The sequence below is a fragment of the Enterobacter cloacae complex sp. EB5 genome, from assembly GCF_031432835.1.
Classification (GTDB): Bacteria; Pseudomonadota; Gammaproteobacteria; order Enterobacterales; family Enterobacteriaceae; genus Enterobacter; species Enterobacter hormaechei_C.
On record NZ_CP133860.1, the window covers coordinates 4,006,623 to 4,021,974 of the forward strand.

Below are 15,352 nucleotides of genomic sequence, written 5' to 3' on the forward strand. Positions count from 1 at the left end.
GTACTGCAAGCCACCTGACGGTGGCTTTTTTATGGACGCGATATGACGACGACAATCATCAAAGGCCGCGGTAAAGGTGGCAGCAATCAGACCCGAACACCCATTGAAGCACCGGACAGCATTCAGTCCATTGCAAGGGCAAAGGTGCTGATTGCGCTTGGAGAGGGTGAGTTCGCTGGCGGGCTTGATGGTAAAAACATTTTTCTTGGTGACTCATCTTCCTACACGCCTCTTCAGAACGCCGACGGAAGTTATAACTTCAATAATGTGAAATATGAGTTCCGTTCCGGTACTCAGGACCAGGACTACATTCAGGGCTTCCCCGGCATTGAAAACGAACTTCAGGTTTCATACGAGCTGAAACAGGCTGTGCCGTACGTGCGCGCGGTATCCAACACGCAGCTCTCTGCGCTGCGAATTCGCCTGGGATGGCCAACTCTTTTACTCCAGAAAAACAACGGCGATAAAGTCGGCACCCGCGTAGAGTATGCTATCGATCTGTCGGTCGATGGCGGGCCGTATGAAACGGTGGTTAACGGTGCTGTTGATGACAAAACCACGTCGCTTTATGAGCGCAGTCACCGCGTCAATCTTCCGAAAGCCTCGACTGGATGGCAGTTGCGGGTTCGCAGAATCACGCCGGATTCCACGAGCGTGAATATCGTCGACACCATGCGCGTTGTGGCCGTTACTGAAATTATTGACGCCAAACTTCGCTACGTTAACACAGCGCTGCTGTATGTAGAGTTTGACGCAACGCAGTTCCCTAATGGCATTCCTCAGGTTGTGTGTAATCCGAAAGGGCGAATCATCCGTGTACCTGATACTTATGATCCCGAAACCCGCACTTATTCTGGTACATGGGAGGGCGTATTTAAATGGGCATGGACGGATAATCCTGCCTGGATTTATTACGACATCATTCTGAACGAGCGCTTCGGGCTGGGTCAAAGAATTGATGCGACTCAGATAGACAAATGGGAGCTTTATCGCATCGCCCAGTATTGCGATCAACTGGTACCAGATGGCAAGGGCGGAAGTGGGACGGAGCCTCGTTTTCGTTGCAACGTTTATATCCAGGACCGTAATGACGCCTGGACTGTACTTCGTGATCTGGCGGGTATATTTCGCGGCATGACGTACTGGGGCGACAATAAGATGTATGTCCTGGCTGATATGCCACGGGATGTGTGGCACATCTATAACCACGCCAGCGTTGTTGAAGGAAAATTTACCTTTGCGGATCCGAGTGAAACCACCCGAAACACTGCCGCGCTGGTGAACTGGTCAGACCCTGCCAACCACTATAAAGACACGCCTGAGCCTGTTTACGATAACGATCTGGCCATGCGCTTCGATTATCGTCAGCTCGAAATGACTGCGATCGGCTGCACCAGGCAGTCAGAGGCAAACCGGCGGGGGCGCTGGGCGCTGCTCACTAACGGTATCGGCGAGGTGGTGACCTTCAGCACGGGCATGGACGTTCCACCTGTCGGGGAGGTGATCGGCGTGGCTGCTAACGAGCTGGCCGGAAGAACTATCGGCGGCAGGGTGAGTGGGGTTAACGGCCGCAACATAACCCTCGATCGCGCCGCTGATGTGAAGGCCGGGAACCGGCTGTTTTTGAATCTTCCATCAGGCACAGCTCAGGCCAGAACCGTCCAGGCCGTTAACGGAAACACAGTCACTGTCACCACACCCTACAGCGAAACGCCGGAGGCTGAATGTAACTGGGGTGTGGACTCTGACGATCTGTTTATAGCGCTTTTCCGTGTTACGGGAACGCGGGACAACAACGACGGCACTTTCGAGGTCACCGGGACGACTTACAACCCTGATATCTATTCCGCTGTTGATACCGGCGCAAGACTGGACGAGCGGCCAGTCAGTGTCATTCCACCGGGGGTTCAGGCTCCCCCAGGAAATATTGTCGTAGACAGTTACTCTACGGTTAACCAGAACATTGCGATTACCACTATGCGCGTTGCCTGGGATTCTGTTCAGGGTGCAGTTGCGTACGAGGCGGAATGGCGGCGTGACAGCGGCAACTGGATTAGTGTGCCCCGAACGTCTTCTCTCGGCTTTGAAGTGCAGGGTATCTACTCGGGTCGCTATCTGGTCCGTGTCAGGGCGGTGAACGCCAGCGACGTTTCATCAGTATGGGTGACATCATCAGAAGTAAATCTTACGGGTAAAGTGGGCAATCCGCCGAAACCGGTCGGCTTCATCGCTTCTGATAATGTGGTTTTCGGTATCGAGCTTAGCTGGGGATTCCCGGCGAACACCGACGACACGCTGAAGACGGAAATTCAGTACAGCCTGACCGGGACGGAAGACGATGCGATGCTGCTGGCAGACGTACCCTATCCGCAGCGCAAGTATCAGCAGATGGGCCTTAAGGCAGGGCAGACTTTCTGGTACCGGGCGCAGCTCGTAGATCGAAGCGGAAACGAATCAGGGTATACAGACTTTGTGCGCGGGCAGGCCAGCATTGATGTATCCGATATCACCGATGCGATCCTGGAGGAGATTAAAGATTCCGAGGTATTTAAGGATCTGATTGAAAGTGCTGTAGACAGTAACGAGAAACTGGCCGAGCTTTCTGATGCAATTAAGGAGAACGCCGATGGGCTGGCTGCCGCCGTAGGTTCGAATAAGCAGACAGCAGAAGCAATCATCGGCAACGCGCTGGCTATTGCCGATGTTATCGTGCGCCAGACAGCCCAACAGGGCGCTAACTCTGCGACATTCGAACAGCTCCGGGAGGTGATCGCTACTGAAACGGAGGCGCGCGTAACGGATGTTACCCGTCTTGAGGCAAAAACTGCGCAGAACGAGGCAGGAGTTACCGAGGTAAGGCAGGCTCTGTCAGATGAAGCTCAGGCAAGGGCTACTGCTGTTGACCAGCTCACTGCGAGTACTCAGGTCATTTCTGATAAAGCTGATTCGGCTTCGAGTAAAGCTGACGCTGCATCAGGTAAGGCAGATGCGGCCGAGCAAGCCAGCTCGCAAAATACTGCTGATATCACCACGTTGCGACAGGTTGTCACCGACACGACTTCATCAATGGCATCCCGTCTGGAGGAACTGGGAGCAAGAACCGATACTGCCAGCGGCGGCATCCAGAATAACGCTATCGCGCTAATAACGAGTACGCTGGCGCAGGTTGATCAGCGGGTGAGACTCAGCGCGCAGTACGGTGACAGCAAGGCCAGCATCGATCGTCTTGATAACGTCATGGCAAGCGACAGGGAGGCAACGGCGCGTTCGCTGCTGAGTTTGCAGACTGACGTGAACGGCAACAAGGCATCCATCAACAGCCTGAACCAGACCTTCTCCGATTACCAGCAGGCCACCGCCACGCAGATAAACGGCATCACGGCGACCATCAACGGACATACCTCAGCGATCACCACCAACGCGCAGGCCATTGCGAACGTCAATGGCGACCTGAAGGCGATGTACAGCATCAAGGTCGGGTTATCCAGCAATGGCCAGTATTATGCGGCAGGGATGGGGATCGGTGTAGAGAATACGCCGTCCGGCATGCAGTCGCAGGTCATCTTCCTGGCTGACCGCTTCGCCGTCACTCACCAGGCCGGAGCCACGGTGACCTTACCGTTCGTTATCCAGAACGGGCAGGTAATTATCAGGGATACGGTAATAGGTGATGCCACTATCACCCGAGCGAAACTGGCTGAAACAATCAGCTCGGTTAATTACGTTCAGAACCAGGCTGGGCTGTCCATAAACTTCAGAACGGGCACGCTTGAGAACTACGGTTCAACCGCTGGGGAAGGGGCGATGAAGCAGACTAATCAAACGATCAGTGTCAAGGATGCCAACAATGTGTTGAGGGTTCAGATCGGGAGAATCACGGGAACATGGTAACGGGAGGCCTCTTACGGAGCCTCTTTTTTTTCAGGAGGACTGGATGGCGGAATATGGAGTTCAGACATGGGACGCCTCAGGCAAGGTAAACAACTATGGCGTTAAGCCTGTCAGCGTTTGTGGCTATCTCCAGCTGGCCCAGAACCAGAAAACAGGCTCTTACACCGTAGCGCTTCCACCGGGTTGCAGGCTGACCTATTTTCAGAGCATGAACGGCGATCAGTTTGGTACGAGTCGGAGGAAGATCACCATTTCGGGGGGAACAGCAACAGTGTCAGCAGCAGGTGATACCGACTACTCAGCAGGTACTGAGCCTGCGGCGGCGGCTTATCTCATTTTCCAGATCGAGAGGGCATAAATGGCGGAGTATGGCGTTTTACTGACGACCACGAGCGGGGAAGTATGGGTGACCGCTAACAGCTCGCCAATCGCTCTACAGGCGCGAAAGACAGCGGCACTTCAGGGAACATCGGGGTTTAATACCAAAGTGACGCACACATTCCCCGCAGGTCAGCCTGTTGTCGCGTTCGTTCATTGTACGGTTGAGGTCGAAATCACCCAGACGATAAGCGGTAACACCATCACGATTGATTTTCTCAGACCGAATGCAACCGGCACAGCGTACGTTTATTTTTTCTCTATTTTCCCGCAGACAAAGCCAGACTACGGGCTGGCCGTGTGGGATGCTTCAGGGACGCTGATTTTAACAAACGAAACGCGCACGCTGAGCGATGTTGTCACCCTCGGTACCGCCGGGGTGGATGCCAGCTCAGGATACAACATCAATACAACTCTGGCGGGGAAGTGGGCCTGTATGCCTGCCATGCTGGGGCTAATTACCGGGGTTGTATCCGCCGGCGGTCAGCCGCAACCCTACTCGGCCATATACAAGAGCATGGCAAAGCTTGAGGGAAGCAATACGCGGATATTCGCCAGGCCGCAGACAACCCCCGGCGGCAACCTTCAGAACGTTGCGTATTCGAATCTGAGGAACGTGATTATGGCCATTAACTGCGCCAACTATGATTGATCGTTTTGAACGATCAATTTCGAATAATTGATCTACCAAATCAATTATATCCCGTTGATTCATATTGTTATTGTGTAGTTTCATGAATGCCCTGGGATATAACCACTATGAAAAATATGATTCTTTGCCTGGCGGTAGCGGTATTGCTCTCCGGTTGCGCTGGCGTTATTGAGAAGCAGCAACCCGTATGCACCGGAACAGCCCTGGTCGGCGGACAGGAAAGCAGCGTCCAGATCTACGGAGTCCGCAAGCAAAACAATCAGACGCAGTACCGCGCCGGTTATCCCTTTAACTGGTCATGGGTGAGCGCCAACACGTTCACCAGCACCACCTGCCACTAACCCATTCAATTTTGAACAAACCCCGCTCCGGCGGGGTTTTTTATTGCCTGGAGAAAATATGCTTTATAACACCGGCACTATCGCCATTAACGGAAACACCGCAACCGGCACCGGCACAAACTTCACTGCTGCTGGTTCTCTTATTCGTAACGGCTGTACCGTTATTGCAATGACCAGCCCTGTGCAGGTATTTCAGATTACCACCATCGGCAGCGCAACAAGTCTCACCGTAACGCCAGCGGCTAACCCAGCAGTTCCCGCCGGAACCCGATTTGCCATTCTTCTGAGTGACAGTCTGAGCGTGGATGGTCTGGCGCAGGATATTGCTGAAACCTTCACGATGTACCAGCGCTACATGAGCGGGTTCGCTGATGTAATGAACGGGACATCTGATGTCACCATCACTATCAACGGCACTGTCGTTACCGTGCCGGGTCAAAAATCTCTGGCGAAGAAAGGGGCTAACAGCGACATTACCAGCCTTTCTGGGCTGAAAACAGCTCTCAGCATTGGGCAGGGCGGGACCGGGGCAACGAATGCCGCTGACGCTCGCACAAACCTCGGTTTGGGAACATCAGCCATACTTAATGCGCGGTCCAACGAGACTTACCCAGCTGATGGTGTGCTAACTGTAGGACAGTTTGGGATAGGCGCGGATTGGTTGCCCCTGACTACTGATTTTAAGACTATTGAAAAAGGTGGCATTTATGCTGGCGGTGGCGCTACAGGAGTTAATTTCTTTAACCCGTACGCGCCTGTTCTCGTCATGTGCAGATATGCCACCTCCGCAATGCAAGCTCTACAGGCTGATAACACTACCCTTGCATTCAACGTGAAGGATGCAAATGGCTGGAGGGGTTGGGTTAAGCTTTATAGCGAATACAATACAATTCGCGCCAGCGACGGAACGCTCAAGGCTGCATCGCCGGTGATCAAAGTATTTTCAGATGGAACATACCAGACTAACGATGAATCTGAGGGCTGCACTGTAACCCGTCTGGCCACAGGCCAATATCTGGTGGAAGGGTGTCAGGGGCTGAACTCAGACGCAGCATGGGGCGGCATCGATGGAGGTTTTGACATCCCTACCGATCGCAACAAGCAACCGCTTATCTGGCTGGATTATGAGGTTAACGCCGTTGGTTCGGTACTGGTGAAAACCTATCACCGTACTCACCCTGATGCGCCTGCATTCGCCAGAAACGAACTGGAAGGCGTGGGTGACGGTGATCCTGTCGACATTCCCCGTGACCAGTTTGTGTCGGTACGTGTCGAAATGCCAGCCGATTCTTTATACAACCAAAAAATCAGAGCAGCAGAGCTGGCCATGACTGCTGATGCGGGTGAATAAAGGTCGGTTTGGGAGATGAGGTTACAGCAAACTTTGCAAGCCTCGAAATTGGAGCCAAAAAACCCTCTTCTGCAAGCTTTGTTGATTTCCATTTTCTGGGTACGAACGACTACGATGGACGAATTTTGTGTAGCTCTGGTATCTCAGGAACCGCAGGCGCCGGAGCAATGACATATTACGGGGGATCTCACCGCTTTGTAGGTTCCGTCTCGTTCGATCACTCTGCCACCTTCAATTCTTCTGTTGACGCAAAAGGGATCGTTGCAGGTGTAACGTCCCTTAACGTACGAGCTTCGAGCGACACCCAATATTCTCACGTCTGGTTCTATGGTGCGTCAGGTCCATCACGTGGGGTTATCTATGCTGTCAAGGATGGTTCTATCCGACTCAGGCCCGATAACAACGATAATGGTGGCGCGAATGGCTATAGCTTCAGTTTCGGAGCTGATGGTAAGTTTACCTGCGTCACGATGAATCAGACCTCAGACGAGCGCGTGAAATTCGATAAAGAGCCCGTCAGTAAAGCACTGGAGAAGATTTGTTCCCTGACGGGTTATACGTTCGGCATTCAGCTCACAGAATCGGAGTCGGTACGCAGCGCAGGCATCATCGCCCAGGATCTGGAAAAGGTTCTGCCCGTTGCTGTAAGTTCTGGCGGGACTGGCACTACGCCAGCAGGAGAGGAAATTAACGACCTTAAAACCGTGGACTACAGTGCTATGAGCGCCCTGTATGTTGAGGCCATCAAGGAGCTGACCGAACGGTTAAAAATCATCGAAAAAGAACTGGCCGACCTTCGCGGTGCGACAGTTGTCTAACTCTCTTCATCACTTTGCAGACGCTGCTGTGAACGTTTGAAAACTGAATCCGTCGGCATATCCAGGCGAACATCGATCCAGCTACTCACCGGCACGTCCATTGGTTCTCCTTTCGTTTTGACGATCTCGCCGCCATCGCTCAGCATGTATTTCTGCTTATACAGGCGGATAATTAGTCCGCCGCTTTCAGTTTGCTCCGCTTCAACAACCCCCATCTCGCCCATGCCGCCAGGGTCCATTGGCGGCAGTAACTGCCATCCATCAGACGCCAGGCCTGCCGAACCGGTGAGTTCGTAAACCCCCGTGTCAAGGCGAGAAATAGATACTCCCTCTGCCTCGGCGTTAACCGTGCCGCAGCCGCACCATGTGAATCCATCATTTTCAACATCCGTACGCCGGTTCTCTTCCTGAGACTTAACGATTCTGGCAATGGGAGAAGCCTGCTTAATGGTTCCGTCAGAAGTTACTGTCGTATTTGAGGTTGTCCAGAATGTGAAATAACCGTCCTTAAAAGTGGGCAGATAGGTCACGCAAGTATTATTTCCGCCTTCCCATTGCCGTGCAGCAATGAAGGTTTTGTTACCCTCACTACCGAATGTAACTACCCGGCCGTAAGTGCCGTTTGGCTGGGCAGTCGACCATAAAGTAATTTGTGGATATGCTGCGGTAATTTTCAAAGGGCCAGTGAAGTTTTTCTCTCCTGAAATGGACTGGTTTCCTTCGGTATTTACTGTTTTGTCTAAACCGACGTTTTATAGATTGCCCTGCGGCAGCCATGCCGATAACGTCACCTGATTTTTTTGCAGAAAATATTGGGTGAAAAACATGCAAATTGGCTACGTAAGGGTGTCAACAAATGACCAAAATACGGATCTCCAGCGACAAGCTCTCGAACGCGCAGGATGTGAACAGGTTTTTGAGGAAAAAATGAGCGGGACGGTAGCGAACCGGCCAGCGCTTAAAAAGCTTCTTCGAACGCTGAATGAGGGCGACACGCTTGTGGTGTGGAAGTTGGATCGCCTTGGGCGAAGCATGCGGAACCTGGTACTGCTGGTCGACGAACTCCGGCAGCGCGGCATTCACTTCAAAAGCCTTACTGACAGCATCGACACTTCCAGCCCAATGGGGCGTTTCATTTTCCACATAATGTCAGCATTGGCCGAGATGGAGAGGGAGTTGATCGTGGAACGTACCCGGGCAGGATTGGCGGCAGCCCGGGAGAAGGGACGGATAGGTGGCAGGCGCCCGAAATTAACCCCAGAGCAATGGGCTCAGGCTGGCAGGTTGATCGCAAACGGAGTGGATCGGAAGCAGGTGGCGATCATTTACGATGTGGCCGTTTGTACTCTATATAAAAAATTCCCAGTAAATAAAGACGTTACACGAACTTCAACACATTAAAATTCATCCGGGTTATTCGATGTGCTTATGCCAATTTTGATCAGGCTCAATACTATCAAGCCAAGAGCAACAACTACGGTACTTGCGATTATAAACGTTGCCATGTTGAACCTTTTTTATGAACTTTTCATTTAGACAATACGGAACTGCAAACGTTCAGAACAAAAAATTCTTAGTATGAGAGCAGGATGTTTGATGTTTCGGACAGCCATATGTAAAAATGAGCTACGGTTGCTGGGCACTGTTCGGTAATTCGAATATTGAATGTTACAACCATGAAGATTCTGTTTGTACATAAGCTTCATGTAACAAGAGGATCTACTGAAAGGAATGATGAGAGATGTGTGGGGGCTTACCGTAGTTGAATTTATTGCTATCAAGCGGAATCTTGAGAATATTTCTGATACATGGTCAGATCTCTGGGCAATGTTGTATCTGAGTCAGGCTAAGCCCGGACAGCTTCTTGGGGCAAAGTTTGATGATGTGAGCCATGATATTCTTGTTCTTTCAGCCACAAAAGGACTGAGGGAAAGATGCATTGCTCTTAAGCCAGGAGTTAAAAGAATTCTCCACTCCCGCAGGGAGAAGTATCCTGAAGATGTGTTTTTGTTTCAGAGCCATTCACATCGTACCAAGACAACTCCAAGACCGGTAACGTTAGTTGCATTTAATGCGGCACTGAAAAGGGCATCTATTGGAGTGACCGCAAAAACAGTGAGTAGTAAAAGTGCTTATTATTTAACGCCACTAAGATGAAGTGCCGTTCAATATCGGAAAAGTACGATGGGTAGTGGTGCATGTCTGCGTAGTTGAAGGTATGCACGAAGCGAACACGGGCTTTGCTAATCATTCACCAGCCACATATTTGCGTCTTCAAACATTTCCTCCAGCATGCGGTTCAGCTTTTCCCGATCGCTTTTGCTGGCATCGCTATTCAAGCCGTTCGCCTGCATCGGCTTCACCCTCACTTCGGCATCAGGGAAGATCTGGTGCACTCGCTTCGTCAGCTCTGCCAGAATAATCTCTCTGGCGCCAACCAAACCATCAACATTACGCTTGTCATAGACCAGCTCAACGAACATAAAGACCTCCGGAAACGACTGTATTTTTAAAGAGAATTTATACTGGTTATTTGTACAGTGTCAACGGTTAGGTATATAGCATTTCAGAAGAGAGCTATGGGGCATGGATGGGGCAAAAAAATTGTTTTTGAGACGGTTTGGGGCATGAGTGGGACATTTTTACTCATATGAACTTTGGTGATTTTCATATGAAGTTAATTTTATGTCATTGATAATCATAAAGAATACACATGCTCTTGGGCGTTCTTTAGTGATTTTTAAAATTGCCGCGTCACGCAGTTAAAGTGTCGGGCATACTCTTCAAGGCTGGTAATACCCAGGCGCACCCATTTCGGGTGCGACCACTGGGGCAGGCCCACGTACATCATAGCGCGCTGAGGATCTCATCCGTGCTGCGCACGCGACCGATACGCGGGAAGATATGGGTCATGCTGCCCTGATGCTGATCCGCAGAGGCTGCGCTGCACGCATCTTCCGCGATCACCAGGTTAAAGCCCAGCTCCCAGGCGTTACGGGCGGTGGATTCCACTCCGATGTTGGTGGAGATCCCGCACAGAATAATCGTGTCGATCCCGCGACGGCGCAGCTGGAGCTCCAGGTCGGTGCCGTAGAATGCGCCCCACTGGCGTTTGGTTACTTCTATATCGCTGTCGCGTTTACCGAGCGAGACAGGGTATGTCCACCAGTTGTCCGGCAGCGCCTGCGCCGGGGCCTGGGCATCAACCGGCTGTTTTAACGCTTCGGCGAAATCAGCGGACCAGCCGACGCGCACCATAACAACAGGCGAGCCGCTGGCGCGGCATTTTTCTGCCAGGCGCGCAGCGCGGCTGACCACATCGTCAGCGGTGTGCGGACCACCGGCAAAAGGCAGAATGCCCTCCTGTAAATCAATGACCACAAGGGCGGTTTTGGTGGCATCCAGTGTAAACATCGTCACTCCCGTCAAATGAATTGCTTTTCTACACCTTACGACGTGATGGCCTGTTATCGGTCGGATAATTTTGTTAATTTTTGTGAGAATAGGCAATAAGAGTTCAGCAAACGCGCGTCAGGCCGTGCTTCGCTCTTATCGTGCGGCAGAATTTCCAGTATAATAGCCGCCTTTTTTCATCCAGTTGTGACATACAGAAAGCTGCGACATCGTAGCCTGCGAGACAGGCGACAATCAGCCTGCGGCTAATTAAGGGATATCTCATGCGTACAGAATATTGCGGGCAGCTGCGTCAGTCCCACGTCGGGCAGCAGGTCACCCTGTGTGGTTGGGTCAATCGTCGTCGCGATCTTGGTAGCCTTATCTTTATTGATATGCGTGACCGCGAAGGTATCGTTCAGGTGTTCTTCGATCCGGATCGCGCTGATGCGTTGAAGCTGGCTTCTGAGCTGCGCAATGAGTTCTGCATTCAGGTGACGGGCACCGTGCGTGCGCGTGACGAGAAAAACGTCAACGCCGACATGGCGACCGGCGCTATCGAAGTGCTGGCGTCCGATCTGACGATCATCAACCGCGCGGAAGCGCTGCCGCTGGACTCCAACCACGTCAACACCGAAGAAGCGCGTCTGAAATACCGCTACCTGGATCTGCGTCGTCCGGAAATGGCTCAGCGCCTGAAAACCCGTGCGAAAATCACCAGTCTGGTGCGTCGCTTTATGGATGATCACGGTTTCCTCGATATCGAAACCCCGATGCTGACCAAAGCCACGCCGGAAGGCGCGCGCGACTACCTGGTGCCATCCCGCGTCCATAAAGGCAAATTCTACGCGCTGCCGCAGTCACCACAGCTGTTCAAACAGCTGCTGATGATGTCCGGCTTCGATCGCTACTATCAGATCGTGAAATGCTTCCGCGACGAAGACCTGCGCGCTGACCGTCAGCCAGAATTCACCCAGATCGATGTGGAAACCTCCTTCATGACCGCCGAGCAGGTGCGTGAGGTGATGGAAGCCCTAGTGCGTAGCCTGTGGAACGACGTGAAAGGCGTTGAGCTGGGCGATTTCCCTGTCATGACCTTCGCGGAAGCCGAGCGTCGCTACGGCTCCGACAAACCAGACCTGCGTAACCCGATGGAGCTGGTGGACGTGGCAGACCTGGTGAAAGCCGTTGAGTTCGCGGTCTTTGCTGGCCCGGCTAACGATCCGAAAGGCCGCGTGGCTGCCCTGCGCGTTCCGGGCGGTGCTGCCCTGAGCCGTAAGCAGATTGACGACTACGGCAACTTCATCAAGATCTACGGCGCGAAAGGTCTGGCCTATATTAAAGTAACCGAGCGTGCAAAAGGTCTGGAAGGCATCACCAGCCCGGTGGCGAAGTTCCTGAATGCGGACATCGTGGAAGCGATCCTTGAGCGCACCGGCGCGCAGGACGGCGACATGATCTTCTTCGGTGCAGACAACAAGAAAGTGGTTGCGGATGCGATGGGCGCGCTGCGTCTGAAGCTCGGCAAAGACCTGAACCTGACCGACGAAAGCAAATGGGCGCCGCTGTGGGTGATCGACTTCCCGATGTTTGAAGACGACGGTGAAGGCGGCCTGACCGCAATGCACCACCCGTTCACCTCGCCAAAAGAGATGACGGCGGCAGAGCTGAAAGCGGCGCCGGAAGACGCGGTGGCAAACGCCTACGATATGGTCATCAACGGCTACGAAGTGGGCGGCGGTTCCGTGCGTATTCACAGCGGTGAAATGCAGCAGACCGTGTTCGGCATTCTGGGCATTAACGAGCAGGAGCAGCGCGAGAAGTTTGGCTTCCTGCTGGACGCCCTGAAGTACGGTACCCCTCCGCACGCGGGTCTGGCCTTCGGTCTTGACCGTCTGACCATGCTGCTGACCGGTACCGACAACATCCGTGATGTGATCGCCTTCCCGAAAACCACCGCAGCGGCGTGTCTGATGACTGAAGCGCCAAGCTTTGCCAACCCGGCCGCGCTGGCCGAGCTGGGCATTGAGGTGGTGAAGAAGGAAGAGAAAAACTGATATGGCATATAAGCGTCCCGTTTCGGTTCTGGTGGTCATTTATGCAGAAGACACGAAGCGGGTGCTGATGTTGCAGCGGCGCGACGATCCGGATTTCTGGCAGTCGGTTACCGGCAGCCTGGAAGAGGGGGAGACCGCGCCGCAGGCCGCCGCGCGTGAAGTAAAGGAAGAGGTCGCCATTGACGTTGCTCGCGAGCAACTGACCCTGAAGGACTGTCAGCGCACGGTGGAGTTTGAAATTTTTAGCCATTTACGTCATCGCTATGCACCGGGAATTGAGCGCAATACGGAATCGTGGTTCTGCCTTGCGCTTCCCCATGAGCGGGAGATCGTGTTCACGGAACACCTGACCTACCGCTGGGTGGATGCGGCGGATGCCGCCGCACTGACCAAGTCGTGGAGCAACCGGCAGGCGATTGAAGAATTTGTAATTAACGCTGCCTGAGAAGGCGCGATTTTTGGAGAACTTTTTATGGCAGGTCATAGTAAGTGGGCCAACACCAAACACCGCAAAGCGGCACAGGATGCCAAACGCGGTAAAATCTTTACCAAAATCATTCGTGAGCTGGTGACAGCGGCGCGTCTGGGCGGCGGCGATCCGGCCTCTAACCCACGTCTGCGCGCAGCGGTGGATAAAGCCCTGTCTAACAACATGACGCGTGACACCCTGAACCGTGCCATCGCACGTGGCGTGGGCGGTGATGAAGACGCGAACATGGAAACCATCATTTATGAAGGTTACGGTCCTGGCGGTACGGCGGTAATGGTTGAGTGCCTGTCCGACAACCGTAACCGTACCGTTGCGGAAGTGCGTCACGCGTTCACCAAAACCGGCGGCAACCTGGGCACTGACGGTTCCGTAGCGTACCTGTTCAGCAAAAAAGGCGTCATCTCCTTCGAGAAAGGCGACGAAGATGCGATCATGGAAGCGGCGCTGGAAGCCGGTGCGGAAGACGTGGTGACCTACGACGACGGTGCTATTGATGTTTACACCGCATGGGAAGAGATGGGTGCCGTGCGCGATGCGCTGGAAGCGGCTGGCCTGAAGGCGGATAACGCTGAAGTCTCCATGATCCCGTCTACCAAAGCGGACATGGACGCGGAAACCGCACCGAAACTGCTGCGTCTGATCGACATGCTCGAAGACTGCGACGACGTGCAGGAAGTGTATCACAACGGTGAAATCTCTGATGAGGTTGCAGCGACTCTCTGATGAGAGCCTGTAAACCGTTTACGGGAGACGCGTGATGTCGATTATTCTCGGGATTGACCCCGGCTCACGCGTCACCGGCTATGGCGTTATCCGTCAGGTGGGACGCCAGCTAACCTACCTCGGCAGCGGCTGTATTCGCACCAAAGTGGACGATCTGCCGTCGCGCCTGAAGCTCATCTATGCGGGCGTGTCAGAGATCATCACCCAGTTTCAGCCGGACTATTTCGCCATCGAGCAGGTCTTTATGGCGAAAAACGCTGACTCGGCGTTAAAGCTCGGTCAGGCGCGCGGCGTGGCGATTGTTGCCGCCGTGAACCAGGATCTGCCGGTGTTTGAGTACGCGGCACGTCAGGTTAAGCAGACGGTGGTGGGCATTGGTAGCGCGGAGAAAAGCCAGGTGCAGCACATGGTGCGTACCCTGCTGAAGCTCCCTGCGAACCCGCAGGCCGACGCCGCGGATGCGCTGGCCATTGCGATTACCCACTGTCACGTCAGCCAGAATGCGATGCAAATGAGCGACTCGCGGCTCAATCTGGCGCGAGGCAGGTTACGATAATGACAAATCAGGCTGGATGTTTATCCAGCCTTTTTTTATTATGTCGGCAGATAATTTCTTCCAGAACGCAGGAGCGTCACGTGATAGGCAGACTCAGAGGCATCATCATTGAAAAACAACCCCCGTTAGTACTGCTGGAAGTGGGTGGCGTGGGCTATGAAGTCCATATGCCAATGACCTGCTTCTATGAGCTGCCGGAGGCGGGCAAAGAGGCGGTTGTCTTTACCCAGTTTGTGGTGCGTGAAGACGCTCAGCTGCTGTACGGCTTCAATAACAAACAGGAACGCACCCTGTTCCGCGAATTAATCAAAACCAACGGCGTCGGGCCGAAGCTGGCGCTGGCGATTCTGTCCGGTATGTCAGCGCCACAGTTTGTGAATGCCGTTGAGCGGGAAGATCCGGCTGCGTTAATTAAGCTTCCGGGCATCGGGAAGAAAACCGCCGAGCGCTTGATTGTCGAGATGAAGGACCGCTTCAAAGGTCTGCATGGCGATCTGTTCACTCCGGCAGCCGATCTGGTGCTGACTTCCCCGGGCGCGCCTGCATCGGATGATGATGCCGAGCAGGAAGCGGTTGCCGCGCTGGTGGCGCTGGGCTATAAACCTCAGGAGGCCAGCCGGATGGTGAGCAAAATTGCTAAACCGGATGCCAGCAGTGAAACTCTGATTCGTGAAGCGCTGCGCGCTGCATTGTGAGGTAAAG

At 53.4% G+C, this 15,352-nt stretch carries 17 protein-coding genes and 1 pseudogene; 13 read left to right on the top strand and 5 right to left on the bottom strand.

Features of this window, described 5'->3' with window-relative positions; all coding sequences use genetic code 11:
- Nucleotides 1-42: 42 nt before the first annotated feature.
- From RHN82_RS19310 to RHN82_RS19335, 6 genes are all read left to right on the top strand, one after another.
- Nucleotides 43-3,891 (top strand): DUF1983 domain-containing protein, encoded by a 3,849-nt coding sequence (locus RHN82_RS19310; RefSeq protein ID WP_047051609.1) that lies wholly within the window; start codon nucleotides 43-45, stop codon nucleotides 3,889-3,891.
- Between the two features lie 43 nt (nucleotides 3,892-3,934).
- On the top strand, nucleotides 3,935-4,249 hold the full coding sequence (locus RHN82_RS19315) for a hypothetical protein (RefSeq protein ID WP_017382568.1): 315 nt from the start codon (nucleotides 3,935-3,937) through the stop codon (nucleotides 4,247-4,249).
- On the top strand, nucleotides 4,250-4,921 hold the full coding sequence (locus RHN82_RS19320; RefSeq protein WP_006809145.1) for a hypothetical protein: 672 nt from the start codon (nucleotides 4,250-4,252) through the stop codon (nucleotides 4,919-4,921).
- Nucleotides 4,922-5,028: 107 nt separating this feature from the next.
- Nucleotides 5,029-5,262 (top strand): hypothetical protein, encoded by a 234-nt coding sequence (locus RHN82_RS19325; RefSeq protein ID WP_017382566.1) that lies wholly within the window; start codon nucleotides 5,029-5,031, stop codon nucleotides 5,260-5,262.
- A gap of 58 nt (nucleotides 5,263-5,320) precedes the next feature.
- Complete coding sequence (locus tag RHN82_RS19330) at nucleotides 5,321-6,613, top strand: hypothetical protein (protein ID WP_047051608.1); 1,293 nt, start codon at nucleotides 5,321-5,323, stop codon at nucleotides 6,611-6,613.
- Nucleotides 6,614-6,621: 8 nt separating this feature from the next.
- Nucleotides 6,622-7,431, top strand: a complete 810-nt coding sequence (locus RHN82_RS19335) for a tail fiber domain-containing protein (protein WP_131701136.1) — start codon at nucleotides 6,622-6,624, stop codon at nucleotides 7,429-7,431.
- On the opposite strand, the gene RHN82_RS19340 is transcribed toward RHN82_RS19335, so the two are convergent.
- On the bottom strand, nucleotides 7,428-8,108 hold the full coding sequence (locus tag RHN82_RS19340; RefSeq protein WP_227788463.1) for a hypothetical protein: 681 nt from the start codon (nucleotides 8,106-8,108) through the stop codon (nucleotides 7,428-7,430). The two genes, RHN82_RS19335 and RHN82_RS19340, sit on opposite strands and share 4 nt — an antisense overlap.
- Nucleotides 8,109-8,256: 148 nt before the next feature.
- On the opposite strand from RHN82_RS19340, the gene RHN82_RS19345 reads away from it, so the two are divergent.
- Nucleotides 8,257-8,832, top strand: a complete 576-nt coding sequence (locus RHN82_RS19345; protein ID WP_047051635.1) for a recombinase family protein — start codon at nucleotides 8,257-8,259, stop codon at nucleotides 8,830-8,832.
- On the opposite strand, the gene RHN82_RS24575 is transcribed toward RHN82_RS19345, so the two are convergent.
- Nucleotides 8,829-8,936 (bottom strand): YnaM/YnfT family protein, encoded by a 108-nt coding sequence (locus RHN82_RS24575; RefSeq protein ID WP_350223618.1) that lies wholly within the window; start codon nucleotides 8,934-8,936, stop codon nucleotides 8,829-8,831. The two genes, RHN82_RS19345 and RHN82_RS24575, sit on opposite strands and share 4 nt — an antisense overlap.
- Nucleotides 8,937-9,162: 226 nt before the next feature.
- On the opposite strand from RHN82_RS24575, the gene RHN82_RS19350 reads away from it, so the two are divergent.
- Nucleotides 9,163-9,588 carry a hypothetical protein gene (locus tag RHN82_RS19350; RefSeq protein WP_123906383.1) on the top strand — a complete coding sequence of 142 codons (426 nt, stop codon included), beginning with the start codon at nucleotides 9,163-9,165 and terminating at the stop codon, nucleotides 9,586-9,588.
- Nucleotides 9,589-9,674: 86 nt separating this feature from the next.
- Here RHN82_RS19350 and RHN82_RS19355 read toward each other — a convergent pair whose 3' ends face one another.
- From RHN82_RS19355 to RHN82_RS19365, 3 genes and pseudogenes are all read right to left on the bottom strand, one after another.
- Entirely contained in the window at nucleotides 9,675-9,914 is a 240-nt protein-coding gene (locus tag RHN82_RS19355) for a DinI family protein (RefSeq protein ID WP_017384354.1), read from the bottom strand.
- Nucleotides 9,915-10,186: 272 nt separating this feature from the next.
- Nucleotides 10,187-10,282, bottom strand: a pseudogene (locus RHN82_RS19360) (hypothetical protein); the annotation flags it as partial.
- Nucleotides 10,279-10,845 carry a hydrolase gene (locus RHN82_RS19365; RefSeq protein ID WP_017384353.1) on the bottom strand — a complete coding sequence of 189 codons (567 nt, stop codon included), beginning with the start codon at nucleotides 10,843-10,845 and terminating at the stop codon, nucleotides 10,279-10,281. The gene RHN82_RS19365 and the pseudogene RHN82_RS19360, both read right to left, overlap by 4 nt.
- Before the next feature lie 263 nt (nucleotides 10,846-11,108).
- On the opposite strand from RHN82_RS19365, the gene aspS reads away from it, so the two are divergent.
- From aspS to ruvA, 5 genes are all read left to right on the top strand, one after another.
- Nucleotides 11,109-12,881, top strand: a complete 1,773-nt coding sequence (gene aspS, locus RHN82_RS19370) for an aspartate--tRNA ligase (protein WP_017384352.1) — start codon at nucleotides 11,109-11,111, stop codon at nucleotides 12,879-12,881.
- 1 nt (nucleotide 12,882) lies between these two features.
- Nucleotides 12,883-13,326 (top strand): dihydroneopterin triphosphate diphosphatase, encoded by a 444-nt coding sequence (nudB, locus tag RHN82_RS19375; protein WP_032653994.1) that lies wholly within the window; start codon nucleotides 12,883-12,885, stop codon nucleotides 13,324-13,326.
- Between the two features lie 27 nt (nucleotides 13,327-13,353).
- Complete coding sequence (locus tag RHN82_RS19380) at nucleotides 13,354-14,094, top strand: YebC/PmpR family DNA-binding transcriptional regulator (protein ID WP_003859747.1); 741 nt, start codon at nucleotides 13,354-13,356, stop codon at nucleotides 14,092-14,094.
- 34 nt (nucleotides 14,095-14,128) lie between these two features.
- Nucleotides 14,129-14,650, top strand: coding sequence for a crossover junction endodeoxyribonuclease RuvC (gene ruvC / locus RHN82_RS19385; protein WP_047051606.1), 522 nt, complete (start codon nucleotides 14,129-14,131; stop codon nucleotides 14,648-14,650).
- A gap of 80 nt (nucleotides 14,651-14,730) precedes the next feature.
- Nucleotides 14,731-15,345: a Holliday junction branch migration protein RuvA gene (ruvA, locus tag RHN82_RS19390; RefSeq protein ID WP_003859751.1), complete on the top strand. Its 615-nt coding sequence runs from the start codon at nucleotides 14,731-14,733 to the stop codon at nucleotides 15,343-15,345.
- Nucleotides 15,346-15,352 lie beyond the last annotated feature (7 nt).

What these genes read in the sequence shown, in the direction of transcription:
- RHN82_RS19310 (WP_047051609.1), top strand. Translation starts at nt 43, where the DNA reads ATGACGACGACAATCATCAAAGGCCGCGGTAAAGGTGGCAGCAATCAG.
- RHN82_RS19315 (WP_017382568.1), top strand. Translation starts at nt 3,935, where the DNA reads ATGGCGGAATATGGAGTTCAGACATGGGACGCCTCAGGCAAGGTAAAC.
- RHN82_RS19320 (WP_006809145.1), top strand. Translation starts at nt 4,250, where the DNA reads ATGGCGGAGTATGGCGTTTTACTGACGACCACGAGCGGGGAAGTATGG.
- RHN82_RS19325 (WP_017382566.1), top strand. Translation starts at nt 5,029, where the DNA reads ATGAAAAATATGATTCTTTGCCTGGCGGTAGCGGTATTGCTCTCCGGT.
- RHN82_RS19330 (WP_047051608.1), top strand. Translation starts at nt 5,321, where the DNA reads ATGCTTTATAACACCGGCACTATCGCCATTAACGGAAACACCGCAACC.
- RHN82_RS19345 (WP_047051635.1), top strand. Translation starts at nt 8,257, where the DNA reads ATGCAAATTGGCTACGTAAGGGTGTCAACAAATGACCAAAATACGGAT.
- RHN82_RS24575 (WP_350223618.1), bottom strand. Translation starts at nt 8,936, where the DNA reads ATGGCAACGTTTATAATCGCAAGTACCGTAGTTGTTGCTCTTGGCTTG.
- RHN82_RS19350 (WP_123906383.1), top strand. Translation starts at nt 9,163, where the DNA reads ATGATGAGAGATGTGTGGGGGCTTACCGTAGTTGAATTTATTGCTATC.
- RHN82_RS19355 (WP_017384354.1), bottom strand. Translation starts at nt 9,914, where the DNA reads ATGTTCGTTGAGCTGGTCTATGACAAGCGTAATGTTGATGGTTTGGTT.
- RHN82_RS19365 (WP_017384353.1), bottom strand. Translation starts at nt 10,845, where the DNA reads ATGTTTACACTGGATGCCACCAAAACCGCCCTTGTGGTCATTGATTTA.
- aspS (WP_017384352.1), top strand. Translation starts at nt 11,109, where the DNA reads ATGCGTACAGAATATTGCGGGCAGCTGCGTCAGTCCCACGTCGGGCAG.
- nudB (WP_032653994.1), top strand. Translation starts at nt 12,883, where the DNA reads ATGGCATATAAGCGTCCCGTTTCGGTTCTGGTGGTCATTTATGCAGAA.
- RHN82_RS19380 (WP_003859747.1), top strand. Translation starts at nt 13,354, where the DNA reads ATGGCAGGTCATAGTAAGTGGGCCAACACCAAACACCGCAAAGCGGCA.
- ruvC (WP_047051606.1), top strand. Translation starts at nt 14,129, where the DNA reads ATGTCGATTATTCTCGGGATTGACCCCGGCTCACGCGTCACCGGCTAT.